The 23,259-nt window shown below is 65.3% G+C and carries 21 protein-coding genes and 1 tRNA gene; 9 read left to right on the top strand and 13 right to left on the bottom strand.

The genetic code is table 11. The features are described 5' to 3' along the window. Window positions 1-65: 65 nt before the first annotated feature. Together phaP and FJ414_RS28400 are read right to left on the bottom strand one after the other, a co-directional pair. Window positions 66-494 (bottom strand): TIGR01841 family phasin, encoded by a 429-nt coding sequence (gene phaP / locus FJ414_RS28405; RefSeq protein WP_140647678.1) that lies wholly within the window; start codon window positions 492-494, stop codon window positions 66-68. Window positions 495-617: 123 nt separating this feature from the next. Continuing rightward, the gene (locus FJ414_RS28400) at window positions 618-1,913 is read right to left on the bottom strand and encodes a DUF445 domain-containing protein (RefSeq protein ID WP_140647677.1); all 1,296 of its coding nucleotides are present in this window, start codon (window positions 1,911-1,913) and stop codon (window positions 618-620) included. Between the two features lie 209 nt (window positions 1,914-2,122). Between FJ414_RS28400 and rirA the strand changes: the two genes are divergently transcribed. Beyond that, the gene (gene rirA / locus FJ414_RS28395; protein ID WP_140647676.1) at window positions 2,123-2,584 is read left to right on the top strand and encodes an iron-responsive transcriptional regulator RirA; all 462 of its coding nucleotides are present in this window, start codon (window positions 2,123-2,125) and stop codon (window positions 2,582-2,584) included. A 242-nt stretch (window positions 2,585-2,826) separates the two neighbouring features. On the opposite strand, the gene FJ414_RS28390 is transcribed toward rirA, so the two are convergent. The 5 genes from FJ414_RS28390 to hemP all read right to left on the bottom strand — a co-directional run bounded on the left by FJ414_RS28390 (window position 2,827) and on the right by hemP (window position 6,967). Next, window positions 2,827-3,615, bottom strand: coding sequence for a heme ABC transporter ATP-binding protein (locus FJ414_RS28390; protein WP_140647675.1), 789 nt, complete (start codon window positions 3,613-3,615; stop codon window positions 2,827-2,829). A 7-nt stretch (window positions 3,616-3,622) separates the two neighbouring features. Then, entirely contained in the window at window positions 3,623-4,720 is a 1,098-nt protein-coding gene (locus FJ414_RS28385; RefSeq protein WP_140647674.1) for an iron ABC transporter permease, read from the bottom strand. 6 nt (window positions 4,721-4,726) lie between these two features. Continuing rightward, window positions 4,727-5,620 (bottom strand): hemin ABC transporter substrate-binding protein, encoded by an 894-nt coding sequence (locus FJ414_RS28380; RefSeq protein WP_140647673.1) that lies wholly within the window; start codon window positions 5,618-5,620, stop codon window positions 4,727-4,729. Window positions 5,621-5,631: 11 nt separating this feature from the next. Next, window positions 5,632-6,693: a hemin-degrading factor gene (locus FJ414_RS28375; protein WP_140647672.1), complete on the bottom strand. Its 1,062-nt coding sequence runs from the start codon at window positions 6,691-6,693 to the stop codon at window positions 5,632-5,634. A 67-nt stretch (window positions 6,694-6,760) separates the two neighbouring features. Then, window positions 6,761-6,967: a hemin uptake protein HemP gene (hemP, locus tag FJ414_RS28370; RefSeq protein ID WP_040981784.1), complete on the bottom strand. Its 207-nt coding sequence runs from the start codon at window positions 6,965-6,967 to the stop codon at window positions 6,761-6,763. Window positions 6,968-7,256: 289 nt separating this feature from the next. On the opposite strand from hemP, the gene FJ414_RS28365 reads away from it, so the two are divergent. The 4 genes from FJ414_RS28365 (at window position 7,257) to FJ414_RS28350 (ending at window position 11,282) form a co-directional block, all read left to right on the top strand. Beyond that, a complete protein-coding gene (locus tag FJ414_RS28365; RefSeq protein ID WP_140647671.1) occupies window positions 7,257-9,386 on the top strand; it encodes a TonB-dependent hemoglobin/transferrin/lactoferrin family receptor in 2,130 nt (709 codons plus the stop codon). Between the two features lie 7 nt (window positions 9,387-9,393). After that, on the top strand, window positions 9,394-9,834 hold the full coding sequence (locus FJ414_RS28360) for a hypothetical protein (protein WP_140647670.1): 441 nt from the start codon (window positions 9,394-9,396) through the stop codon (window positions 9,832-9,834). A 127-nt stretch (window positions 9,835-9,961) separates the two neighbouring features. Further along, window positions 9,962-10,924 carry a TonB family protein gene (locus FJ414_RS28355; protein WP_140647669.1) on the top strand — a complete coding sequence of 321 codons (963 nt, stop codon included), beginning with the start codon at window positions 9,962-9,964 and terminating at the stop codon, window positions 10,922-10,924. A gap of 43 nt (window positions 10,925-10,967) precedes the next feature. Further along, entirely contained in the window at window positions 10,968-11,282 is a 315-nt protein-coding gene (locus FJ414_RS28350) for an antibiotic biosynthesis monooxygenase (RefSeq protein WP_140647668.1), read from the top strand. A 41-nt stretch (window positions 11,283-11,323) separates the two neighbouring features. Here FJ414_RS28350 and putA read toward each other — a convergent pair whose 3' ends face one another. Continuing rightward, entirely contained in the window at window positions 11,324-14,932 is a 3,609-nt protein-coding gene (gene putA, locus FJ414_RS28345; protein WP_140647667.1) for a bifunctional proline dehydrogenase/L-glutamate gamma-semialdehyde dehydrogenase PutA, read from the bottom strand. 164 nt (window positions 14,933-15,096) lie between these two features. On the opposite strand from putA, the gene FJ414_RS28340 reads away from it, so the two are divergent. Beyond that, a complete protein-coding gene (locus FJ414_RS28340) occupies window positions 15,097-15,549 on the top strand; it encodes an Lrp/AsnC ligand binding domain-containing protein (protein WP_140647666.1) in 453 nt (150 codons plus the stop codon). Here FJ414_RS28340 and FJ414_RS28335 read toward each other — a convergent pair. Together FJ414_RS28335 and FJ414_RS28330 are read right to left on the bottom strand one after the other, a co-directional pair. Next, complete coding sequence (locus FJ414_RS28335) at window positions 15,546-16,754, bottom strand: cytochrome c peroxidase (protein WP_140647665.1); 1,209 nt, start codon at window positions 16,752-16,754, stop codon at window positions 15,546-15,548. The genes FJ414_RS28340 and FJ414_RS28335 overlap by 4 nt on opposite strands. A 7-nt stretch (window positions 16,755-16,761) precedes the next feature. After that, window positions 16,762-17,205: a FixH family protein gene (locus FJ414_RS28330; RefSeq protein WP_140647664.1), complete on the bottom strand. Its 444-nt coding sequence runs from the start codon at window positions 17,203-17,205 to the stop codon at window positions 16,762-16,764. Window positions 17,206-17,363: 158 nt separating this feature from the next. Here FJ414_RS28330 and FJ414_RS28325 point away from each other — a divergent pair, with 158 nt between their 5' ends. Further along, window positions 17,364-18,281, top strand: a complete 918-nt coding sequence (locus tag FJ414_RS28325; protein WP_140647663.1) for a sugar kinase — start codon at window positions 17,364-17,366, stop codon at window positions 18,279-18,281. Between the two features lie 45 nt (window positions 18,282-18,326). Here the strand turns inward: FJ414_RS28325 and FJ414_RS28320 are convergent, their stop codons facing one another. The 3 genes from FJ414_RS28320 to FJ414_RS28310 all read right to left on the bottom strand — a co-directional run bounded on the left by FJ414_RS28320 (window position 18,327) and on the right by FJ414_RS28310 (window position 22,167). Further along, on the bottom strand, window positions 18,327-19,352 hold the full coding sequence (locus FJ414_RS28320; RefSeq protein ID WP_140647662.1) for an aldose epimerase family protein: 1,026 nt from the start codon (window positions 19,350-19,352) through the stop codon (window positions 18,327-18,329). 95 nt (window positions 19,353-19,447) lie between these two features. Next, window positions 19,448-20,905 (bottom strand): NAD-dependent succinate-semialdehyde dehydrogenase, encoded by a 1,458-nt coding sequence (locus FJ414_RS28315; protein ID WP_140647661.1) that lies wholly within the window; start codon window positions 20,903-20,905, stop codon window positions 19,448-19,450. 311 nt (window positions 20,906-21,216) lie between these two features. Beyond that, window positions 21,217-22,167 (bottom strand): AEC family transporter, encoded by a 951-nt coding sequence (locus tag FJ414_RS28310; RefSeq protein WP_140647660.1) that lies wholly within the window; start codon window positions 22,165-22,167, stop codon window positions 21,217-21,219. 163 nt (window positions 22,168-22,330) lie between these two features. Here FJ414_RS28310 and FJ414_RS28305 point away from each other — a divergent pair, with 163 nt between their 5' ends. Further along, complete coding sequence (locus FJ414_RS28305) at window positions 22,331-22,879, top strand: histidine phosphatase family protein (RefSeq protein ID WP_140647659.1); 549 nt, start codon at window positions 22,331-22,333, stop codon at window positions 22,877-22,879. 221 nt (window positions 22,880-23,100) lie between these two features. After that, a tRNA-OTHER gene (locus tag FJ414_RS28300) sits at window positions 23,101-23,174 on the top strand. Window positions 23,175-23,259: the final 85 nt, after the last annotated feature.

Raw genomic sequence — 23,259 nt, 5'->3', positions numbered from 1 at the left:
GCTCGGGCGACAGGGCCGGTTGCATCGCATGTCGGTCGATGGTGGGTCCGAAACCGCCGGATAGGCTATTTCTTTTCGTAACCGGCGCGGATCTCCGCCATCGCATCCCTGATCCGCTCGCGCAGTATCTCGACCGATTCGGTGCTGGATTTCCGCAGAAGGCCAGCCACTTCGCTGGCATTCTTCAGCGTCGTCTCGAACGACCGGCGGGCAAATTCAGCCTGCTTGGTCATGAGGTCCTGCGGATTGCCGGGCGTCTGGTAATTCTGCGCCATCCGCGTGATCTCGTGCATGGCATTCTGCACCATCTCATGCTGCCTCGCCAGCACCGAGGATGCCCCTGCCGCACCCGCCCTTGCCGACTTTTCCAGGGCTTCGAGATTCTTGCGATGATGATCCAGGATCGCCTGGACATCGACATTCGGCAGCTTGAGGTCGCGACCGAACCTGCTGAACATGTCGAGGAACGAATAGGATTCCGGTTGTTTTGCCATGCTCTGCCTCCCGTTTTGCCACGTTCGCGGCGCCCTCAAAAGCAATTCCAGGAAAAGTGTGTAACGGTTTTCCGCCCCGAATTGCTTAAGACCCAAGGCAGAATAGTGCGCCTTGGGCCGGCGTCAATTGACGAGAAACAGCCGCTCCGCCGTATAGAGCGCCAGCCCGGCAAGCCCGCCGATGATCATGCCGTTGAAGCGGATATATTGCAGGTCCTTGCCGATGTTCGTCTCGATCAGCCGCGTCAGCTGCGCCAGGTCCCAGCGCTTGACCTGGTCGGCGATGAATTTCGACACGCCGCTCTTCTGGCTTTCCACGAACGAAGCCAGCGCCACGACAAAACCCTGGTTCATGTCGGCCCTGATCTGGGCGTCGTCGGCCAGATGCCTGCCGACCTCGACGAACATGTTGGCGAGGTGCGGGCGGATCGTCGAATTCGGAGCATTGATGTCCTGCTCGATGAACAGGCGCAGGCTTGTCCACGCATCGCCGGCCAGCGCCCTCACCTCCGGACGGCCGAGAAAATCGCGCTTCAGCTTCTCGGCGCGCCTTGCATATTGTTTCGAGGTCCTGAGCCGCTCGATGAAGCTGAGCGCGAAGCGGTCGAATTCGGCGCGCATCGGGTGATCTGGATCGGCCCGCACCTCATCGAGCAGTGAGCCCGCCGACGCGACGATCTTTTTCAAGAGATAGGCATCGGCGCGAAACAGGTTGAACAGCGACGGCAACTCCTCGCGGATCTTTTCGCGCATCGTCTCGAGCGCCTGCTCGTCGTTGAGGAAACGCCCGATCACCCTGGTGAACTCGTCGAACAGCTTCTGGTGGCGGCGATCGTCGGTCAGCGCCGACAAAAGATCGGCCGCGAGCGGCGCCAGCGGCACCTTCTCGATCTGCTCCAGCATGCGGCTGGTGACGAAGTCACGTAGGCCTGATTGTTCCACCGCCGTCAATGTCTGCGGCACTAGGCGTACGACGAATCGCGACAGATCGGAGGCGCGTTCGGCGTCGGCCAGCCAGTCGGCGACCAAAGCGGCGAAATCGACCTCGGCGAGCTTCTCGCGCACCGGCTCCGGCGCCAGGAAATTGGCCTCGATGAAGCGGCCGAGATTATCGGCGATCCGGTGCTGGTTCTCCGGAATGATGGCCGTGTGCGGGATCGGCAGCCCGAGCGGCCGCCGGAACAGCGCCACCACGGCATACCAGTCGGCGAGGCCGCCGATGGTCGCCGCCTCGGCGAAAGCCGCGACGAAGCCGAGCCACGGATGGCCGCCCTCGAAGGACTTGGCGAGCGCAAAGATGAGGACGCACAGCGCGAGCGCTGCGGCGGCGATGAATTTGGTCCGCCGCAACGCCGATAGCTTCGCCTTGGCATCGGCGTCGAATCGAACCGGCGCGAAAGCCGGAGCTGACTGTGACATGGAAAGGCCGTTTCCTGTTTGCACCCGCATCTATCTAGTGGCTGCGCCGCCAAAACGCTCGCTCGAAGCGCAGGAGCGATATCCGGCGACTGTCCGCGCCGGCATGCACAAAAAGTTGACACGATTATTCAGCTATGTACCCGTCCAGTCTGGAATTGTTCCAAACTATGGGCCATATTCGGCCCAAGCTAATATTTCGCGAGGATACCATGCGGCTCACGCGCCAGACCAACTATGCGATGCGCATCCTGATGTATTGCGCCGCAAACACCGACAGGCTGAGCCGCATCCCCGAGATCGCCGCCGCCTATTCGGTGTCGGAACTGTTCCTGTTCAAGATCCTGCAGCCGCTGGTCGAGGCCCGCTTGGTCGAAACCGTGCGCGGCAGGAATGGCGGCGTGCGGCTCGGCCGTCCGGCCGAACAGATCAACCTGTTCGATGTCGTGCGCGTCACCGAAGAGAGCTTTGCCATGGCCGAGTGCTTCGAGAACGACGCCGCCGAATGCCCGCTGGTCGACAGCTGCGCCCTGAATTCGGCGCTGCGCGAGGCGCTCAACGCCTTCTTCGCCGTGCTTTCACGCTACACGATCGCAGATCTCGTCGCGGCGCGCCCGAATGTGCGCAGCCTGCTCGGCATCGACCTTCTGGAGCAGCGCGCGCCTGCTGCGTGATCAAGACCTGGCGACCTGCTTCTCGAAGGCCACCGCCCACGGCTTCCCGGGTGTGGCGCCACCCTCGACTTCGTCATTCTAGGGCGGAGCAAGGAGCGCAGCGACGCAGAACTGGCGGCGTCGGCGCCAGCGTTCCTTCTGGACCGCTGCTTTCTTCGGTTGATGTCACGGAATGGATCCTCGGGTCTCCGCGTCCGCTTCGCTCCCGATCCGCCCGTGGATGACGAAGTTCGCCGCCAAGCCTACGCCGCCGATTGCGGCAACACGAACGGCATGTTCGCGGCCGGCAGCGCGCCGACCTTGAGCCGGCAGTCGAACACCTTCTCGATCAGCTCGTCATTGAGCACGCCCGTCGGTGCCCCGGCGGCGGCCAGCTGGCCGCGAGAGAGCACAAAAATGCGGTCGGCGTACATCGCGGTCAAATTGAGGTCGTGCAGAATCGCCACCACGCCGCCGCCGCGCCGGGCGAAATCGCGCGCGATGTTCATGATGATGAGCTGGTGCTTGATGTCGAGGCTGGAGACCGGCTCGTCGAGGAAGAGGTAGCGCGGCCGCCCTTCGAGCACCGGCGCCCAGACTTGGCAGAGCACGCGGGCGAGCTGCACGCGCTGCTGCTCGCCGCCGGAAAGCTCCTGGTAAAAGCGGCCGGCAAAACCGCCGAGGTCGACGCGCGCCAGCGCCCGCTCCGGCAAACGCGCATCCTCGCCGGGCAGCACGCCGGAGCGCCCGCCGATGAGGCCAAGGCGAACGATCTCGCGCACGGTGAACGGGAAGGACAGCGTCGTGGCCTGTGGCAGCACGGCGCGCAGCGTGGCTGCCTCGACCGGCTTCATGGCCGACAGGTCGCGGCCGTTGAGCGTGACGGTGCCGGTATAGGCGAGCTCGCCGGTCAGCGCCTTGAGCAAGGTCGTCTTGCCGGACCCGTTCGGGCCGACGATGGCCGAGACCTCGCCGGGCCGTGCGGCGAAATCGACATGCGAGACGATGCGCTTGCCGCCGATCGCCACCGAGATGTCGCGCGCTTCGATCATGGCAAGCTCACAAATCGATGACGCCGCGCTTGCGCAGCAGGATCCACAGGAAGAACGGCGCGCCGGCAACCGCCGTGACGATGCCGATCGGCAGTTCGGCCGGCGCGACGATGGTGCGCGCGACCGCGTCGGCGATGAGAAGCAGCGAGGCGCCGAGCAGGGCGGAAGCCGGCAGCAAATAGCGGTTGTCCGGGCCGATCGCCAGCCGCAGGACATGCGGCACGACGATGCCGATGAAGCCGATGCCGCCGCTGACCGCGACCGAAGCGCCGACCGCCGCCGACACCGCGACGATGGCCGTGTATTTCAGCCGCTGCACCGAAATGCCGAGATGGCTCGCGGTCGCTTCACCCAGCGCCAGCGCGTTGAGGCCGCGCGACAGGAACGGCATCGCGGCCAGCGCCAGCACGATCACCGGCCCCACGGTGCCGATCTTCGGCCATGTCGCGCCGGCAAGCGAGCCGAGCTGCCAGAAAGTCAGGTCGCGCAGTTGCCGGTCGTCGGCCATGAAGATGAGGATGCCGGTGAGCGCCATGGCAAGGGCGCTGATGGCGATGCCGGCAAGCAGCATCGTGGCGACCGACGTCCGCCCCTGGCGCGTGGCGATGGCATAGAGCAGCAACGTCACCGCCAGCCCGCCGAAGAAGGCCGCGAGCGGCAGCGCGAGCGTGCCGAATGCAAGCGTGACGGGCGCAAGCCACGTGGTGCCGAGCACGATGATCGCCACAGCGCCGAGGCTGGAGCCGGCGGAAACGCCGATCAGGCCGGGATCGGCAAGCGGATTGCGGAACAGCCCCTGCATCACCGCGCCACAGACGGCGAGCGCGGCGCCGATCAGCGCCCCGAGCAGCACGCGCGGCATGCGGATGTCGTAGACGATCAGCTGGTCGCGCGCGGCCAGCGCCGCGTCGGCGGGCATGGCGCCCGTAAACCAGTCGCGGATGACGCGGACGGCGGAGGCGTCGGAGGCGCCTGACGTCAGCGACAGGAACACGCAGAGCGCGAGCGCAAGGCACACGAGCAGGATGACAAGCCTTGCCCGGGCCGACCGGTCGCCATCGGCCGCCATCACCCTGACCGCGCCGGCAATGGACTGTTCGGTCATCGCCGCTCAGTCCGTGACCTGGTTGCCATAGAGCGAGACGGCAAGATCATGGATGGCTTCGGCCGTGCGCGGACCGAAGCCGAGCAGGTAGCCGCCCCACATGCTGATCATCTTGCGGCTCGTGCCCGCCGGTGTCGAAGCGACGGCCGGGTTGGCGAACAGCTCCTCTTCCGAGATCGGCGGTCCGCCGCCCTTCATCGTCAGGATGACATCCGGCCTGGCGCTGACGATCGCCTCGTCGGTCATCCCTTTGTAGCCGGAAAAGCCCTCGACCGCGTTGACCGCGCCGGCAAGCTTGACGATGCCGTCGGCCGCCGTGTCGCTGCCCGCGGCAAGGATCTTGCCGCCTTGCGTCGACAGCACGAACAGCACGCGCTTGCGATCCTTGATCGCAGCCGTCTGCTTTTCGGCCGCCGTCAGCTTCGCGTCGGTCTCCGCGGCGAGCTTCTCCGCCTTCGCCTCGACCCCCAGCGCCTTGCCGATGATGCGGATCTTTTCGAGAATACCCTCACGATTGTAGTGGTCCGGCACCTCGATGAAGGGCACGCTCGACTTCTTCAGCACGTCGACCGCTTCTTTAGGACCGCTGCCGTGCAGCGCCAAGATTCCGGTCGGATTGACCGACAGGACGCCCTCGGGCGAGAGCGCGCGCATGTAACCGACGTCCGGCAGCTTCGCCGCCGCCTCGGGATAGTTGCTGGTCGAATCGCGGGCCACGAGACGGCCTTCCTCGCCGAGCGCGTAGACGATCTCGGTGATCGAGCCGCCTATGGAGGCGATCCGCGAGGTGTCCGAAAAGACGGCCACCCCCTCGTTAGCGCCAGCCGGCGGCGCGGTGAACGCAAGCAGGACACCGAGCATCGGCGCAAGCGCCGCGCGGAAACTGAGAACAAAGCGCATTGGGTGCTACCTCATGCAGCGGTCGGATTGGGGATGCGGGGCAGGTTCTCGGCCAGGAGGCGCCAGTCTTCCCGCTCGCCTTCGCCTTCATGACGCTTGCCGAAGAACTGGATGATCATGTCGCCATTGGCGTCATAGGCCTCCACCGACGTGACATGACCGTCCTTGGTGGGCTTGCGCACCGCCCAGACCTCGTGGATGTGGTCGGTCCTCAGGTGCAGATGGAAGGTTTCGTCGAGCACGTTGATCCACGGCCCCATCGGCTTGACCGACTTGATCGGACCGGAATGAATCTGGATGCAGCCGCGGTTGCCCACGAAGCACATGATGGGCATCTCGCCTGCCGCCGCGTGATGGAACATGGCGCTCACCGCGTCGTTGTCGAGCAGCCAAGCATAGTCCTGGCCCACCATGCGCACCGCCTCGCGGCGACTGAGCTTCAGCGTCTTCAGCATGCCGAAGAACTGATGCACGTCGGTGAGCCGGCTCCAGCGGTCGCGCAGATCGTCGATCGAGGCGGCAGAACCCTGCCCCTCACCCTCCCCTTCCGCCTCGCTTGGGAGGATCGCGACGGTCGGCTCCTGGTTCGACGATTCGAGGCTCGCCACCAATTTCTGGTAGGCATAGAGATTGGATGCGGGCTTCAGATGCACCTTGTGCACCGCCTCGCCCGCCGCATCGAAGAACTGCAGACTGCGGCGGATTTCGCCGCCGTCGCGTTTCTCGACGGCAAAGCCATGCGCCCAGACCTTTGGGGAGATGCGCAGGTCGATGTTTTCGCCGAGCACCATGGCGTTGTGGTTGCCGGTGACGACCTTGTCGTAGACGCCGATTTTTTCATGCACGGCGCTTTCGTTGCGGGTCAGCGCCATCACCTCGCCGACCGCCTCGAGACCGGTCAGCAGATCGTTGACGCGCGGCTCGACGCGGACAGCGCCGACGCCGCAATGCGCCGCGACCAGCTCCGCTTCCGAAATGCCCAATTGCGCCGAAAGATCGCGCTCCCGCATTTTCGGATTTTCTTCTCGCGCCCGCCGGATTTCCTCCGGCGACGGCTTAACGCGCTGGTCCATGACTTCCACCTGCAATGTCTTCCACCTGTGATGCCTGATCTGTGCTCGCCTGCCCCACCGCCGATCCTCACTTGTTGAGGATCAGCTTGCCCTGGCGGGTGATCTTCAGGCGGTAAAGCGCGCCGTGATGCTCGATGCCGATCTCGTGCTCACCCTGGAACAGCGTGTTGCTGGACAGCGTCCTCACCGCCAACGGCACCCTTTCGTAACGCATCTGCGTGTCCTCCGGGCGGCGGACGCGATAGCGAAAATCGTTGGGATTGTGCGTGTTCATCGGGTCGGTCCTTTCCTCTGACGGCCATCTTGGCCGCAGCCTCGTAAAATGCCGATTAAATTCTTGACTCGAATAATCATGTTTACTAGTCAGTGCATTACCGGACTAAATGAGTCAACATTTAAGACGCCGGACGTGATCAAAAATGCGAGCGAGCCACTGGCCAGCCAGCTGTGAGCCTGGAATCTGGAGTTGGGGCATGGGGTTGGTGACTTGGGGACGGACGGGCCTGGCGGGCGACAGCGCGGGCCCGGGCTTCCGATCGTTGGCGCGGGCGGTGGCGGTATTGATGGCCGGTTCAGCGGCGATCGCGCTTGGCGCGCCCGCCGCCAAAGCGCAGCAGGCCGCGCAGCCGGCGGCCGACCAGCAGCAGGCCGATCAGAAAAAGAAGGCTGATGAAAAGGCCGCGGCCGAAGGAACCCTGCTCGACAAGATCCTCGTCATCAGCCGCACTGGCGAAACGGCGATCCAGTCGCTGGCCTCGGCCAGCCATGTCGACCAGGAGCAGCTCGACCGCCGCATGGCGACCACGCCGAACGAAATGCTGCTCGGCGTGCCCGGCGTCGCCGTGCAGGCCGACGCACGCCGCGTCAGCTCCAGCATCAACATCCGCGGCCTGCAGGATTTCGGCCGCGTCGCGGTCATCGTCGACGGCGCCCGACAGGACTTCCAGCGCTCGGACCACGGCACGCAGTCGACCTTCTATGTCGATCCCGAGATCATCAAGTCGGTCGACGTCATCCGCGGTCCGGTCGCCAATACCTACGGTTCCGGCGCCATCGGCGGCGTCGTCTTCTTCGACACCAAAGACGCCGAGGATTTCCTCAAGCCTGAGGAGACATGGGCCGGGTCGCTGACCGGGCGCTATGAAAGCAACGGCAAGGGCTGGACCACCAGCGCCACCGGCGCCTACCGGATCAACGAGAACTGGGACGTTCTGGGCAACATCGTCTACCGCGACTACGACGACTACAAGAATGGCGGCGGCGATACCGTTGCCGGCACCGGTTTCGACGTGTTGAGCGGCCTGCTCAAGACCTCGATCCGCCCGACCGAGAACAGCGAACTGAAGCTCGGCTGGGTCGGCTCGAGCGACGGATGGACGGAAACCAGCGGCGGCGTGCCGGCCAATGACGTCGATCTGAAGTCGAACACCTTCACGGCCCGCTACAACATCACAGACGACGCCAGGAGCTGGCTCGACCTCCACATCAACGCTTCCTACAACAAGACAGTTCTAGACCTGACCACGCTCACCGCGCAGAATCGCTTCGACCCGACCACCGGCCTGCCCGTGGTGCTGCCGGCCGGCTCGCTGTCCACTTTCGACGTCGGCACGACCGGCATCGACATCTGGAACACGTCGCGCTTCGAGACGGCGAGCGTCGCCCACGAATTGACCTATGGCGGCGACTGGGTCGGCGACGATGTCGAGACCGGCGGCACAGCCGGCGGCGACAGCTTCTACACGCCGTCGGGCAAGCGCAACGTCTCCGGCGCCTATATCCAGGACAAGCTGACCTGGGAGTGGCTCGAGGTCATTGGCGGCCTGCGCTACGACAATTACAGCCTGAAGGACGACACGAATGAGACCTCCGGCGACCGGGTATCGCCGCGCATCACCATCGGCGTCTCGCCCTTTGAAAGCGCCGGCCTGGCCGGCCTGCAATTCTACGGCACCTACGCGGAAGGCTATCGCTCGCCCTCGCTGACCGAGACGCTGATCAGCGGCAACCATCCGGCCGGCGTCAGCTTCCCGTTCCTGCCCAACCCGAACCTGAAGCCCGAGACCGGCAAAACCGTCGAGTTCGGCGTCAACTACAAGCAGAACGATATCATCGAGGGCGGCGACGCGCTGCGGCTCAAGGCTGCCTATTTCAACAACAATGTCGACGACTACCTCGACGGCGTGACGCTCTCGCCCTTCGATCCGACCAGCGGCTGCCCGTTCGGCCCGGGCATTCCGATCTGCTTCCAGTACCAGAATTTTGCCAAGGCCAAGATCGACGGCTTCGAGCTGGAAAGCGTCTACGACGCCGGCTGGGGCTATGCCGGCCTGTCCGCCTCCATAATCAATGGCCACACCATCTCCTATGAAGGCGAGCGCGCCGACCTGGCCACCGTCCCCTCTTCCCAGGTGACGGCCCAGCTCGGCCTGCGCTTCCTCGCGGACAAGCTGACCGTCGGCGGCGAAGTGCAGTACAACGGCAAGCCCAAGGGCAATCCGGTGGCCAAGGACTTCACGCTGGTCAACGCCTTTGCCAGTTACCAGGCGACGGACAATCTCAAGCTCGACTTCCGCGCCGACAATCTGTTCGACGTCAAATACACCAACCCGCTCAACGGAAGCACGACCGCCGTTCTCTATGAACCCGGCGTCACGCTGAAGCTGGCGGCAACCATGCGCTTTGGAGGTTGAGGAAGACATGAAACGCTTGACGGCATCCTTTCGTCTGCTGACCTCGACGTTTGCGATGTCGCTTGCGATGGTGCCGGCGTGGGCCCAGTCCGCGCCGGCTCCGGCCCTGAACCTGGAGCTCAATGCGGCACGGCCTTCGGACAAGGGCTGCCGGCTGACCTTCGTCGTCAACAACGCGCTCGGTGCCGACCTGTCCAAGGCGGCTTTCGAGATTGCGCTGTTCAACGAGGCCGGAATCGTCGACCGCCTCACGGTGCTCGACTTCAAGGACCTGCCGGCCGGCAAGACCAAGGTCACGCGCTTCGACCTCGCCGGCGCCGACTGCGGCAAGCTCAGCCGCGTGCTGATCAACAGCGCGACCGAATGCGCCGGCACCGGCGTCGAGCCGGCGGCCTGCATGCGCGGCCTGAAGACCTCGACCAGGATCGCCATCGCTTTCGGCGTATAGGGTGGGACTGCATCCGGCCTTCCCGCTTGACGCAATGGCGTGGCCTGCCTGCGGTCCACCGCCATGGGCGGCAACCGATCTTGACTTGACAATTCCTTGTCGCGTGCGGCAGGTCTCGGCGCGAGACATGCAGGATATCGATCACCCTTCCGATGCAGGCAGTGAACTGGCGATCAAGCCGGCCGAGCCGCTCATGCGGACGCGGCAATCCGCCGGAGACCGCAGATGGACGGTGGCGATCATCGCCTCCGGCCTGCTCCATGGCGCCGCCGCGGCGGCGTTTCTGATCGCACCCGCGGGGACTTTCGACTCTGCGGACGCGATCAGGGCCGAGGGCGCCGACCAGTCCGGCGCCAACGTCATCGGCAGCGCCTTGGATGACCAGGCGTCCGGCGCGGTGGATGTTACCCTGGTGCCGGATCCGCAACCGGCAAAACGCCAGGCTGTCCAGCCCGCTCCGCCGGCCGAGTCGCCGCAGCCGGTAAGTGAACAGGTGACGCCTCAGCCTCCGCCCGAAGCCGTCAAGGAGCCGGCCCCCACGCCGGATATCCTGGCGGCCGCCACACCGCGCCAGGATGATCGGAGCGTCCCCACGGACAGCAAGCCGACGCCCGCGATCGAGCCGCAAAGCACACAAGCGCCCCCTGCCGAGCCCGAGCAATCACCGATCCCGAGCGCGACATCGAGCGCACCAGCCGGATCGGCGGGGCCAAGTGAAACCGTTGAACCGCGCGGCACGGCGGATGGCGATACGCGCGATGCGCCGGTCATCGCCAGCAAGGGTAAGAAACAGGCCGCCGGCAATGCGCTCGAATCCCGCTACAGCGGTGAAATCCAGAAGAAGCTTGCCCGCGCCAACCGTCGCGTTTCGAAATCGATCCAGGCCAAGGCTCGCAACAATGCCAGGGTGGTTTTCGTCGTCGCGGCCGACGGCAGCGTCAGCGACCTGCAGCTCGCTGAGAGTTCAGGGTCCGCCGAGCTCGATCAGTTCGCTTTGACGCTGGTGCGCAAGCAGGCACCGTTCCCTCCCATTCCACCCGAGACCGGAAAATCAAGTTGGGTGTTCAAGGCGCGGATCGGCCCTTTTTAAACCTTCGCCATCCTAGGAATTCGTCCATTTCGAAAGGAACCAGATGTATATCGCCATGAACCGCTTCAAGGTCCAGAACGGCTCGGAAGAAGCTTTCGAGGACGTCTGGAAGAACCGCGATTCAAGCCTCTCCGAAATGCAGGGTTTCAGGGAGTTCCACCTGCTGCGCGGGCCGGTCAACGAGACCGAGGGCTACACGCTGTTCGCCTCGCACACCGTCTGGGCAAGCCAGGAGGATTTCGTCGCCTGGACGAAATCGGAGAACTTCCGCGCCGCCCATCGCAATGCCGGCGGCTCGAAGGTGCACTATCTCGGCCATCCCCAATTCGAGGGCTTTTCGGTCGTCGAAGGCGCCTGACCGTCGCCGGTTCGCGACGGCGCTTCCAGCCTTGCTGCCTGTTATGCAGCCGCCAGCAGGCTGGCGTTACCGCCTGCGGCCGTCGTGTCGACGCAGACCGCGCGCTCATGCGCGTAAGCCGTCGGGTTGAGCACCTCGCTGACCAGCGGCACGATCGGACCGGAGCGCTCGGCAATCACCTTGCGCACGATCCGCGCCGCCTCCGGCGTGCCGGAGAAGGCGACGACATCGACCCGCAGCGAGCGCGCCTCGACCGGATCGGGCCGGCCGTCGATAGCCGCCAGCGGCAGGCCCTTGCCGGTCAGCGCCGACAGCGCCGCCGGAGCGCCCGGCGCCACCGCCAGCACGGCATTGCCGGCCGCGAGCGCCTGGATCGTCTGGGAGAGCAGCGTCTCGGCATCCGGGCCGAGGCACAGCACCCTCCCGCGCGGCGACAGCGACAGCGTGTTGGCCTCGCCGGTCGGTCCCGGCAGGTCGACCTGGCCGAAATCGAGGCTTGCTGCCGCGGCGATCGCCGCCGCGCCCTTGCCGCGCAGATGCTTTCTCAGGATCGCCACGCGATCCGGCCGCGTCGACCAGCCGCCGAGCGTCGGATCCGGCAGATTGTCGGCAAGCTCCGTCGCGGTCACCTTGTGACCCTCGCCAACCTCGGTGCCCGCCTCCCGCCCCTTGCGGAAGCGGCGCAGGTAATGCGGCCCGCCGGCCTTCGGGCCGGTGCCGGAAAGCCCCTCGCCGCCGAAGGGCTGCGAGCCGACGACGGCGCCGATCTGGTTGCGGTTGACATAGATGTTGCCGGCATGGATGCCGTCGACGAAATGCTGGACGCGGCCCTCGATGCGGGTGTGCAGGCCGAAGGTCAGGCCGTAGCCCTTGCGGTTGATGGCGGCGATCACCGCGTCGATCTCGTCGGCATCGAAGGTCGCGACATGCAGCACCGGGCCGAACACCTCGCGCTCCATTTCCTCTATGCCTTTGACGCGGAAGACATGCGGCGCGACGAAACGGCCGGTTGCCGGCGCTTCCAATTTCGCGATCAGCCGGCCCTCCAGACCTTTCTTCTTGCAATAGTCGCTGATCGAAGCTTGCGCCTCGTCGTCGATGACCGGGCCGACATCGGTCGAGATGGCCCAGGGATTGCCGATAGTGAGCGCTTCCATCGCGCCTTTCAGCATCTCCAGCATCTTCTTCTCGACGTCCTTCTGAACGTAGAGCACGCGCAGCGCCGAGCAGCGTTGGCCGGCGCTCTGGAAGGCCGAGGCGAGAATGTCGCGCACCGCTTGCTCCGGCAGCGCGGTGGAATCGACGATCATCGCATTCAAGCCACCGGTCTCGGCGATCAGCATGGCATCGGGCGCCGCGATTTCGGCCAGCTGCTTTTCGATCAGCTTGGCAACCTCGGTCGAGCCGGTGAAGCAGACACCGGCGATGCGCGGATCGGCGGTGAGCGGCGCGCCGACCGACGGGCCATCGCCCGGCAGAAGCTGGATGACGTCCTCCGGCACACCGGCCTCGCGCAGCATCTCGACGGCGCGGAAGGCGATCAGCGGCGTCTGCTCGGCCGGCTTGGCGACGACCGAATTGCCGGTGACCAAAGCCGCGGCGATCTGGCCGGTGAAGATCGCCAGCGGGAAGTTCCACGGCGAGATACAGACGATCGCGCCGCGCGCTTGCGTGCCCGCTTCGGCATTCGCCGCCTCGGTCGCGTAGTAGCGCAGGAAGTCGACCGCCTCGCGCACCTCGGCGACCCCGTCGGCCAGCGACTTGCCGGCCTCGCGAGTGGCGAGAGCGAAGAATTCGGCGGCATTGGCTTCGTAGAGGTCGGCGGCGCGGTTGAGGATCGCGGCGCGCTCGGCAACCGGGCGCTTCGCCCAGGCGGGTTGCGCGTCGACGGCGATGCGCACGGCGGTCGCCACCTGTTTGGCGGCCGCCTCGTGCACCGTGCCGACGACCTCGTCGGGCTTTGCCGGATTGACGATCTGGCGCGGCTTGCCGTAGCCGGCGGCGCGCGTGACCGGCTTGGCGTGCCAGCGGTCCGTTCCGGCGAATTCCGCCCTCGCCTTGTCGATGGCCGCAAGCGTCACCGGATCGGTGATGTCGAAGCCCCTGGAATTGCGGCGTCCGGCGCCGAAAATCGCGGCGGGGCGCGCAATCGCCGGATTGGCGGCCGGCCCCTGCGTCTCGACGGCCTCGAGCGGATCGCGCGCGATCTCCTCGGGCTCGACTTCCTCGTCGGTCAACTGGTGGACGAAGGAGGAATTGGCGCCGTTTTCCAGCAGACGCCGCACCAGATAGGCGAGCAGGTCGGAATGCGCGCCGACCGGCGCGTAGATGCGGCAGCGCGTGCCTTCGGCCTGGCGCACCGTCTCGTGCAGCGCTTCGCCCATGCCGTGCAGACGCTGGAACTCGAAGCTGTCGCGGTCCTTCGCCATCGACAGGATGGCGGCAACCGTGTGCGCGTTGTGGGTGGCGAACTGCGGGTAGATGCGGTCGGTCATCGACAAAAGCTTCTTCGCGCAGGCCAGATACGAAACGTCGGTGTTGGCCTTGCGGGTGAAGACCGGATAGCCGGACAGGCCGAGCGTCTGCGCCCGCTTGATCTCGGTGTCCCAATAGGCGCCCTTCACCAGCCGCACCATGATCCGGCGGTCGTATTTTTTCGCGAGCGCATAGAGCCAGTCGATGGCGAAGGCCGCGCGCGGCCCATAGGCCTGGACGACGACGCCGAACCCGTCCCATCCGGCGAGTTCCGGCTCGGCCAGCACGCGTTCGATGACGTCGAGCGACAGGTCGAGCCGGTCTGCTTCCTCGGCGTCGATGTTGAGGCCCATGCGCGAATGCCGCGCCGCTAGCGCCAGCGACAGAAGCCGCTCGGCCATCACCGGCAGCATCTTTTCCTTCTGCGCCTCCTCGTAGCGCGGGTGCAGCGCCGAGAGCTTCACCGATATGCCGTGGTTGTAGCGGATGTCGGGCCCGTTGGAGCCGGAATCGAGCGAGGAGATCGCGTCGGCATAGGCGCGGTGGTAGCGCAGCGCATCGGCTTCCGTGCGGGCCGCCTCGCCCAGCATGTCGAAGGAATAGAGATAGCCCTTCTGCGTCATCGGCCGGCCGCGCTTGATCGCCTCGGCGATGGTGCGTCCAAGCACGAACTGCTCGCCCATCTCGCGCATGGCGGCGGCCACCGCCTTGCGGATCACCGGCTCGCCCAGCCGGCGCACCATGGCGCGCAGCGTGCCTTCGATGCCGCCCTCGCCTTCGTCGAGCACGCGGCCGGTCAGCATCAGCGCCCAGGTCGAGGCGTTGACGAAGATGGAGCTCGAGCCGCCAGAATGCGCCGACCAGTCATGCGGCGCGATCTTGTCGGCGATGAGGTCGTCCATCGTCTCGGTGTCGGGCACGCGCAGCAACGCTTCGGCCAGGCACATCAGCGCCACGCCTTCCTTGGTCGACAGGCCGTAGGCCGAGAGGAAGACCTCCATCAGCCTGGGGTCGGTCGAGCCGCGCACCGCGCGCACCAGTTCGGCCGCGCGGGCCGAGATCGCCTTGCGCTCCTCCGCCGAAAGCCCCGCCGTCGCTGACAGGCGCTTCACCGCCTCGTCTTCGTCGGGCAAATAATTGGCGCGGATCTGCTGGCGGATGGCGTCGAGCGGCATGTCGGGTCCATGAAAGCGAGCGTGAGCGAGCGGTCTGGCGGTCGCCGGACCGAATGGCGCAAGCTAGCACAGCTGCGAATTTCAGTCGGTCCAAAGAAATCGACAAAGCAGCCCATTCGATCTATCATATGGGTATCCTTTCAATCGTGTTGACTGCAATATCGATGATTGAAGACCAATTGGACCGCATCGATCGCAACATCCTGGCCGCGCTTGGGCGCGACGGCCGGCTTTCCATGTCGGAACTCGCAAGCAAGGTCGGCCTGTCGAAGACACCGGTTCAGGCGCGCGTGAAGCGGCTGGAAAAGGATGGCTATATCAGAGGCTACCGCGCAGTCATCGACCGCGAGCGCATGGGCGAAGGCCATGTCGCCTTCGTCCAGGTGAAACTGTCGGACACACGCTCGGCGGCATTGGACGCGTTCAACCGCGCGGTGCAGGGCGTGGCGGAGATCGAGCAGTGCCACATGATGGCGTCGAGCTTCGATTATCTCTTGAAGGTCCGCACCACCGACATCGCCGCCTATCGGCGGGTGCTCGGCGAGCGCATCTCGGCCCTGCCCCATGTCGCCCAGACCTCGACCTTCGTGGCGATGGAGACGGTGAAGGATCGCTAATCCGACAGCGTTTTCAGGAAAGCCACCAGCGCCGCCCGCTCGCGCTCGGAAAGGTCGAGCGAGTGCACTTCGGAAACGCCTTCGACGGCAAGCGGCGCTTTCGAATAATGCGCAACCACCTCGTCGAGTGTCGAGAACTGGCCGGCATGCATGTAGGGCGGCCGGCTTGCGGCGCCCCTGAGCGACGGCGTCTTGTAGGCGCGCATGATCTGCGGACCGTCCTTGACCATGAAGCGCAGCTCGCGGCAGGCGCTTTCGTCGCCGTCGCGGAATTTGCCGAGGCAGTTGAACGGGTCGGCCTCGACCTGCGCCACCGCATCGACGCGCCCGCGGTCCGGCGGCAGCCCTTCGACCGGCGGCACGCCGGTGTTGTGGAAGGAATTGTCGGTGAAGCGCGGGCCATTGTGACAGGTCACGCAGTTGGCCTTGCCGATGAACAGCTTCAGCCCGAGAATCTCCTCCGGCGAGAACGCGGCGTCGCCTTGCGGCGCTGCCCCGGTGGCCAGATCGATGGCGAAGCGGTCGAAGCGCGTTTGCCGAGGCTCGATCGAGCGTTCGAAGGCGGCGATCGCCTTGCCGATATTGGCATAGACGCGGTTGACGTCGTCTTGCTGGCCGGCGGACATGGCGTTCCACGCCGCCTTCTCGGCATCCGTGCCGAGCGGGCTGGCGTTGGCCGGCACGGTCGAAAGGTCCGGCAGCGGCCCGAAGATGCGTTCATAGCGCTCGCCGAACCGCTTCTTGATGTAATGCGCGAAGGCGGCGCGGTTTCCCGCCTGCTCCAGCGGATTTTCCAGCGGCGTCAGCGCCTGCGCCCACAGGCTGTCGCGCCTGCCGTCCCAGAAGAACCAGGGATCGCGCGCCACGCCTGCCAGCGGCATGGTGCGGCGGTTGGTGCGGCTGACGCCGACCGCCTGCGGCAGGTCGTCCTGGAACTGGCGGTCGATCTTGTGGCAGGTCGAGCAGGACACCGTCCCGTCGCGGCTCATGTCGACATCGAAGAACAGCGTCGAGCCAAGCGCGGCGGCCGCCGGCACATCCGCATACTGGTTCGTGGTGTCGGGTTTGAGCGAGGGCAAGGTGTTCAACGCCAGTGAGGCGATGGTCTTCTTCTCCGCATCGCTGAACTGCGGCTTGCCGCAACCGCCGAGGAGCAAAAGCGTCGCCAATGCGAGCAGACCTGCAACGCTGGTCAACCGTCTCATCGCCAGCTCACAACACGACGTTGAAGACGACGGAATCGGACCCGGCCGCCGCCGAAATACCGAAGTGCAGCTGCCACCAGCCGCTCATCGTGAACTTCACGCCGTCGATGCGGTAGCGTCCGTCGCCGAGGTAATCGGTCGCCTGCGGACTGGTCGGCAGGCCGTGGTCGTGCTGCGGCATCCCGCCGGAGACGGTGATGGCTGCCCCCTCCACCGGCGCGCCGGCGGCGGTCTTCAGCGTCAGCAGCCAGGACTGCAGCTCGCCCTGCCGGATCACGCCGCGCTCCGGCTCGAAGCTCGCGACGAACAGGCCGTTCGCCGTCTTCTTGGAGCGTGAAATGTCCGGGCCGGACGCCGATTGCGGCAGCATCAGATAGACCGCGGCCACGATGCCGACCAGCAGAGCGGCCAGGCCGAGACCCGCAAGAATGTAACGCCATATCGATGCCAAACCCGTTCCTCTTCGGCTGTTAACGTCGCGGTTCGCTTGTGGCGTCCCGCCCTGCCTGTGGGAAATCGCTTCTGGCGCAAAATTCGCCGCTAGCCAAGCATGGCGCTGCCGGCCGCAAAAAGCTACAGCAACAATATCTTAGGAAGGGACAAGCCCGCATGGACAAGGGTATCGCGTCGATCGGCGAATGCATGCTGGAACTGTCGGGCCAGGCCGGCCCGAACTGGCGCATGGGTTTTGCCGGCGATACTTTCAACACGCTCTGGGCGTTGCACGCCTTGAGCCCGGATCGGCCCGCGACCTACGTGTCGGCCTTCGGCGACGACCCCTTCTCGCGCGACCAGATCGCCTTCCTTGCAGAGAACGGCATAGGCGTCGGCAACAGTCCGGTCATTGCCGGCGCGCGCCCCGGCCTTTACGCCATAACGCTCACCGGGGCCGAGCGCGCCTTCACCTACTGGCGAAGCGACGCTGCCGCGCGCCAGCTTGCCTCCGATCCGGCAGCACTCGTGAAAAGCCTTGAAAACCAGGCTCTTGTCTATCTTTCCGGAATCACCCTGGCAATTCTGGACGAGGCCGCGCGGAAAACTTTGCTGACGGCCATAGTTGCGGCCCGGGCCGCCGGTTCGCTCGTCGCTTTCGACCCGAACTACCGGCCGCGTCTGTGGCCCAGCCGCGAGGCGGCGCAGGCCGCGATCCTGGAGGCGCTTGCCGTGGCAGACATCGCGCTGCCGACTTTTCCTGACGAGCAGATGCTGTTCGGGGATCCGACGCCGCGGGCGACGGCGGAGCGCCTTGCCAAACTGACCGGCGAGGTCGTGGTCAAGAATGGCGAGCAGCCGGCCCTGATTGCGCTGAACGGCGTTTTACAAACTGTCGACGCGGTGCATGTGGCCGCCCCCGTCGACACCACCGGCGCTGGTGATTCCTTCAATGGCGGCTATCTCGCTGCGCGGCTTGCCGGCCATGCGCCCGACGCCGCCGCTCGCCGCGCGCATAAAGTCGCCGCCGCGGTCGTGCAGGTTCGCGGCGCGCTTGCCCCGTTCGATACGTTGAGGGCAGCCTTCGACAGTTAAGCGCCGTCGAAGCTTAGGCGGGCATCACTTCAATATCCTAGAACTTTAAGGCAGCCGGAACCGATATTCCGTCACCTGATGATAGATCTGTCCCGGCCACAGCGTCGCCTGCGGGAAATAGGGCCGGTTCGGCGCGTCAGGCCAGGTCTGCGCTTCGAGGCAGAGGCCCGAAAACGCCCTGTAACGGCGGCCGTCGAGCCCCGGCGATGTCGGCGCGACGAACTGACCGCTATAGAGCTGCACTCCCGGTTCGGTGGTCCACACTTCCATCTCGACGCCGGAATTGGCGCCTTGCACCCAGGCAGCCTGGTGTAGCGGCCCGCGGCTGGAGGCCAGGCAGTAATTCAGGTCATAGCGAAGCTGCTCGCCCTCCATTTCCATGCGCAGCGCCCGCGCCTGCCGGAAATCGAAAGGCGTGCCGTCGACCGGCTTCACCACGCCGGTCGGGATCATCTCGTCATCGACGGGCGTGTAGGCGCCGGCGTTGAGCATCAACCGATGGTCGAGGATGTCGCCCGCCCCGCCATCGTCGAGATTGAAATAGGAGTGCTGCGCGAGGTTGCAGAGCGTCGGCTCCTCGCAGGTCGCGGTCAGTTCCATGCTGAGCGTGCCGGGGATCTTCAGCCGGTAGGTGCAGGTGACGTCGAGCGCGCCCGGGAATCCCATGGCGCCGTCCGGATCGTGCAATGTCAGCGTCACGAAATCGCGGCCGTGCAGCGAGACAGTCCATGGCCGGTGGAAAAAGCCTTCCGAGCCGCCATGCAGCGTGTGCTTGCCGAGAAAATTCTGCTCGGTCTGATAGCGGTTGCCGGCGATGGTGAAGCGGCCGCCGCCAATACGGTTGGCGAAGCGTCCGACCACCGCCCCGAAGAAGGCGCGGTCGCTCTCGTAGGGTTCGAAACGGTCGTAGCCGAGCACCAGCGGCGCATCGTGGCCGCTGAGCCTGAGATCCTGGACGATGGCGCCAAGCCCGATGATGTTGGCGGTGATGCCGCCGCCGCGAATGGTGAAGCGGCGCACAGCCTCGCCCGCTTGCGTCGTGCCGAAGACCTCGCCGTCTTTCATCGCCATGCCCGAAATGTCATTTCCTGATCCGTGGATTTAGGCCGACGGCGCATCATCCGGCAAGGGCAGGCCAAACGCCTGCCCTGTCCCAGGGATCGATATCAGAGTCCGAGGCCGCCAAAACAGGCATATTTGGTATCGAGATAGTCCTCGATGCCCTGATGCCCGCCTTCACGGCCGAGACCGGATTCCTTGACGCCGCCGAACGGCGCCTCGGGTGTGGTGATCAGGCCTTCATTGACGCCGACCATGCCGTATTTCAGGCCTTCCATTACCCGGAAAGCGCGACCGAGATCGCCAGTGTAGAAATAGGCGGCGAGGCCGAACTCGGTGTCGTTGGCCAAGGCGACCGCCTCTTCCTCGGTCTCGAACTTGAACACGGGCGCGATCGGCCCGAAGATCTCTTCCTTCATGAAGCGCATCTTCGGCGTCGCGTCGGCAATGACCGTCGGCTGGAAGAAGGAGCCGCCCAGCGCATGGCGCTTGCCGCCGGCGACGACCTTGCCGCCCTTCGAGGTTGCGTCGGCGATGAACTCCTCGACCTTCTCGACCGCCTTCTCGTCGATCAGCGGCCCCTGCTGCACGCCTTCCTCGAGGCCCGAGCCGACCTTGAGGTTGTTGCTGGCGGCGGCGAGCTTCTCGACGAACTTGTCGTAGATGCCGGCCTGCACGAGGAAGCGGTTGGTGCAAACGCAGGTCTGGCCGGAGTTGCGGTACTTGGCGGTGATGGCGCCGGCCACCGCGCGGTCGACATCAGCATCGTCGAAGACCAGGAACGGCGCGTTGCCGCCGAGCTCCATCGACACTTTCTTGACCGTCGTTGCCGACTTCTGGATGAGGATCTTGCCGACCTCGGTCGAGCCGGTGAAGGTGATCTTCTTGACCAGCGGATTGGCGCAGATTTCGTCGCCGATCTCGCCAGCCGAACCTGTCACGACATTGACGACGCCTTTCGGGAAGCCGACTTCCTCGACCAGCGCGCCCCAGGCGAGGCCCGAATAAGGCGTCTGCGAGGCGGGCTTGACCACCGCCGTGCAGCCGGCGGCCAAAGCCGGGCCGATCTTGCGGGCGAGCATCGAGGACGGGAAGTTCCACGGCGTGATGGCGGCGATGACGCCGACCGGCTCCTTGGTCACCAGGATGCGGCGGTCGCCCCATGGCGACGGCACGATGTCGCCATAGACCCGGCGGCCTTCCTCGGCGAACCACAGGATGTAGGCTGCGGCCGAGCCGATCTCGCCCTTGGATTCGGCGAGCGACTTGCCCTGCTCGATGGTCAGCAATTCGGCCAGCACGTCCTGATTGTCCATCATCGCGTCATGCAGCTTGCGCAGGAGCTTCGAGCGCTCGAGCGCGGTGGTCTTGCGCCAGCTCTTGAAGGCCTCCTCGGCCGCCTCGATGGCGCGGCGGGTCTCCGCCTTGCCCGCCTTCGGCACGGTGCCGATCTTGAGGCCCGTCGCCGGATTGTTGACGTCGATGGTCTGGCCGCTGTCGGCCTGCACCCATTCACCATTGATGAGATTGGCCTGGCGCATGAAATGACTGGTTTTCTGAAGCATGGTCTGGCCTCCGTTCGGCGCGCTGATCGGCCGTTTTTCTGGATATCCGTTGAAGCGTGCTCGCTAGCCGCACGCAGGCGCATTGCTCTTACCTAGGGAAAGGCGGGCAAGCAATCACAAGATGGCATATAGGGGTTGGGCCAGCAAAGGCGAGCGCCTCAATTGCTGGCAGGGATGTTGAGATTCAGGTCAGGCCGAGCCGAAAATGGCGATTTTCGAGAACCGGAGCGGAGCGTATTTGAAGTACGTGAGCACCGGAAGCGCAGGGAATTGCCATTTGCAGGCCGGCCTCACCTGAATAACGACATCCCTTATCCGAAGACGTGGATCACCACCGTCAACCAGAACGACGTGGTCACTACCGCGCTTGCGGTGGCAAGCGTCATCTGGTTCGAGGCCAGCGCCTGGCCGGTGTTGAACTGCACGGCGATCAGGTAGGAATTGATTCCCGAAGGGAGTGCTGCAACCACCACGGCGACCTTGGCAGTCAGTGGCGGCAGTCCGAGCAGCCACACGAACGCCAGCACCAGCGCCGGCATCAGGAACAGTTTAAGGCCAGACAGCGCCAGCGCCGGCCGGAGGTTGCCGGAGATGCCGAAGCGGCGCAGGCTGAGCCCCATGGCGAACAGCGCCACCGGACCGGCCGTGCCGGCGAGCGTGTCGACCAGCCGCTCGACCAAGTCCGGCATCGGTGCGCCGGTGAGGCGCCAGGCGAGCCCCGCCAGGATGCCGATGATAAGCGGATTGATGAACAGCCGCCGGAGGAAGCTTTTGACGACGCGCAACGGATGCACCGTCTCGCCGCTGCCGCGCCCGAACATCTCGAACAGCACGATAGAGGCCATCATCATGATCGGCAGGTGGACCGAGACCAGCAGCGACAGCACCTCGAAGCCGCTGGCGCCGAATATGCCGAGGACGAAGGGCGCGCCGAGCAGCACGACATTGGAATAGGCCGAGGACACGCCGCCGACGATGCCCGCCCGGGCGTCCCGGCCGAAGACGCGCGTCACCACCAGATGGCCCGCGGCCCAGGTGACGGCGGCGGCCGCGAAATAGGCGCCCCACAGCGACCAGGGCGCGACGCCACGGAAATCCGATTTCACCATGGTCTGGAAGAGCAGCAACGGCATCGCCACGTTGACGGCGAATTCGGAAATGCCCTCCCCGCTCGCCGGCCTCAGATAGCCGGTGAGCCCGGCCAGATAGCCGAGCGCAACAAGGCTGAAGACGAAGAGGACGGTTTCGGTGAGCGGAGTCATTTTCTGGGCGGAGACATTTTTCCCGTGATAGGCGAGCCCTGTTCGCCATGCAATTGGCGCCGCGCGCCTATCTCCAGGGCCTCTGCTTGTTTTCCGGCCGGCTTTGCGATCCCTATATGCCGATCACGGTCTTGGCCCCCGCCGGGCCGCCAAAGGACTTCCGATGCTGCGAATTGTTCTGGCGCTTTTTCTCCTGGCCGCTCCGAGCCTTGCCCACGCGACGGACGCCGGCTGGGCGCTGCTGCGCGACGGCGGCCATGTCGTGCTGCTTCGCCATGCCTTCGTCACCGGAGCTGCCGACCCGGCCAATTTCGACATCGGCAATTGCGCCACGCAGCTCAACCTGTCGGAGCGCGGCAAGCAGCAGGCAAGCCGCATCGGCGCGCTGTTCGCGGCCCGCGCGGCTCCGATCGATCACGTGCTCTCGAGCCGCTACTGCCGCTGCCTCGACACTGCCCGCATCGCTTTCGAATCCGAGCCGCAGCCCTTCGCGCCGCTCGACCTGCTGAAAACCGACCCGGCCGAAAAGGCCGCGCAAATGGAAGCGGTTATGAAGGAAATCCGCGGCTATTCCGGCTCCGACAATCTGGTGCTGGTCACGCACGTGGAAAACATCGAGGCGCTCACCGGCGTAGCGCCGCGCGAGGGCGAAGCCGTGGTTGTGGTGCCGGAAGGCGACGCCCTCAAGGTGCTCGGCCGCGTCACCTTCTGAGGGCGTCGGCCCGCGCGGCTCGCTACCGTGGCCGAAATGCCACATCCGGAAGAAGCCGCACATCCGCCGCGACAATGCCGCTTGCGACAACCCGTCGCAGGGTCTATAGGCGCGCTCCCGGTCACGAAAACCGAAGCGAGCACAACGGTTGGAGCTTTCGTCTCCGCCCGCGCAGCCGGCTTTGCCGCGCTGTGTACGGCGCCGTTTCGGGGATTGGGATCGCGGATGTAGCTCAGAGGGAGAGCGCCGGATTTGGGTCCGGAGGTCGGGGGTTCGAGTCCCTTCATCAGCACCACGGATAGCTCGGTCCGTTCCGGACACATGGGTTACGGTTTATACCGGAGACATGGGTAACACTTTTGGCCCGAAGGGGTTTTGGA

This window comes from Mesorhizobium sp. B3-1-6, from assembly GCF_006439555.1.
In the GTDB taxonomy this organism is placed as follows: domain Bacteria; phylum Pseudomonadota; class Alphaproteobacteria; order Rhizobiales; family Rhizobiaceae; genus Mesorhizobium.
Note: the sequence above shows the minus strand (reverse complement) of the source record. Positions and strands in the feature narration are given on the sequence as shown.

Coding starts and splice junctions, on each gene's coding strand:
- FJ414_RS28305 (WP_140647659.1), top strand. CDS start 22,331: ATGCTGCGAATTGTTCTGGCGCTTTTTCTCCTGGCCGCTCCGAGCCTT.
- FJ414_RS28340 (WP_140647666.1), top strand. CDS start 15,097: ATGATTGAAGACCAATTGGACCGCATCGATCGCAACATCCTGGCCGCG.
- FJ414_RS28400 (WP_140647677.1), bottom strand. CDS start 1,913: ATGTCACAGTCAGCTCCGGCTTTCGCGCCGGTTCGATTCGACGCCGAT.
- FJ414_RS28380 (WP_140647673.1), bottom strand. CDS start 5,620: ATGCGCTTTGTTCTCAGTTTCCGCGCGGCGCTTGCGCCGATGCTCGGT.
- FJ414_RS28350 (WP_140647668.1), top strand. CDS start 10,968: ATGTATATCGCCATGAACCGCTTCAAGGTCCAGAACGGCTCGGAAGAA.
- FJ414_RS28335 (WP_140647665.1), bottom strand. CDS start 16,754: ATGAGACGGTTGACCAGCGTTGCAGGTCTGCTCGCATTGGCGACGCTT.
- rirA (WP_140647676.1), top strand. CDS start 2,123: ATGCGGCTCACGCGCCAGACCAACTATGCGATGCGCATCCTGATGTAT.
- FJ414_RS28390 (WP_140647675.1), bottom strand. CDS start 3,615: ATGATCGAAGCGCGCGACATCTCGGTGGCGATCGGCGGCAAGCGCATC.
- FJ414_RS28320 (WP_140647662.1), bottom strand. CDS start 19,352: ATGGCGATGAAAGACGGCGAGGTCTTCGGCACGACGCAAGCGGGCGAG.
- FJ414_RS28360 (WP_140647670.1), top strand. CDS start 9,394: ATGAAACGCTTGACGGCATCCTTTCGTCTGCTGACCTCGACGTTTGCG.
- FJ414_RS28385 (WP_140647674.1), bottom strand. CDS start 4,720: ATGACCGAACAGTCCATTGCCGGCGCGGTCAGGGTGATGGCGGCCGAT.
- FJ414_RS28310 (WP_140647660.1), bottom strand. CDS start 22,167: ATGACTCCGCTCACCGAAACCGTCCTCTTCGTCTTCAGCCTTGTTGCG.
- FJ414_RS28375 (WP_140647672.1), bottom strand. CDS start 6,693: ATGGACCAGCGCGTTAAGCCGTCGCCGGAGGAAATCCGGCGGGCGCGA.
- hemP (WP_040981784.1), bottom strand. CDS start 6,967: ATGAACACGCACAATCCCAACGATTTTCGCTATCGCGTCCGCCGCCCG.
- putA (WP_140647667.1), bottom strand. CDS start 14,932: ATGCCGCTCGACGCCATCCGCCAGCAGATCCGCGCCAATTATTTGCCC.
- FJ414_RS28325 (WP_140647663.1), top strand. CDS start 17,364: ATGGACAAGGGTATCGCGTCGATCGGCGAATGCATGCTGGAACTGTCG.
- FJ414_RS28365 (WP_140647671.1), top strand. CDS start 7,257: ATGGCCGGTTCAGCGGCGATCGCGCTTGGCGCGCCCGCCGCCAAAGCG.
- FJ414_RS28355 (WP_140647669.1), top strand. CDS start 9,962: ATGCAGGATATCGATCACCCTTCCGATGCAGGCAGTGAACTGGCGATC.
- phaP (WP_140647678.1), bottom strand. CDS start 494: ATGGCAAAACAACCGGAATCCTATTCGTTCCTCGACATGTTCAGCAGG.
- FJ414_RS28315 (WP_140647661.1), bottom strand. CDS start 20,905: ATGCTTCAGAAAACCAGTCATTTCATGCGCCAGGCCAATCTCATCAAT.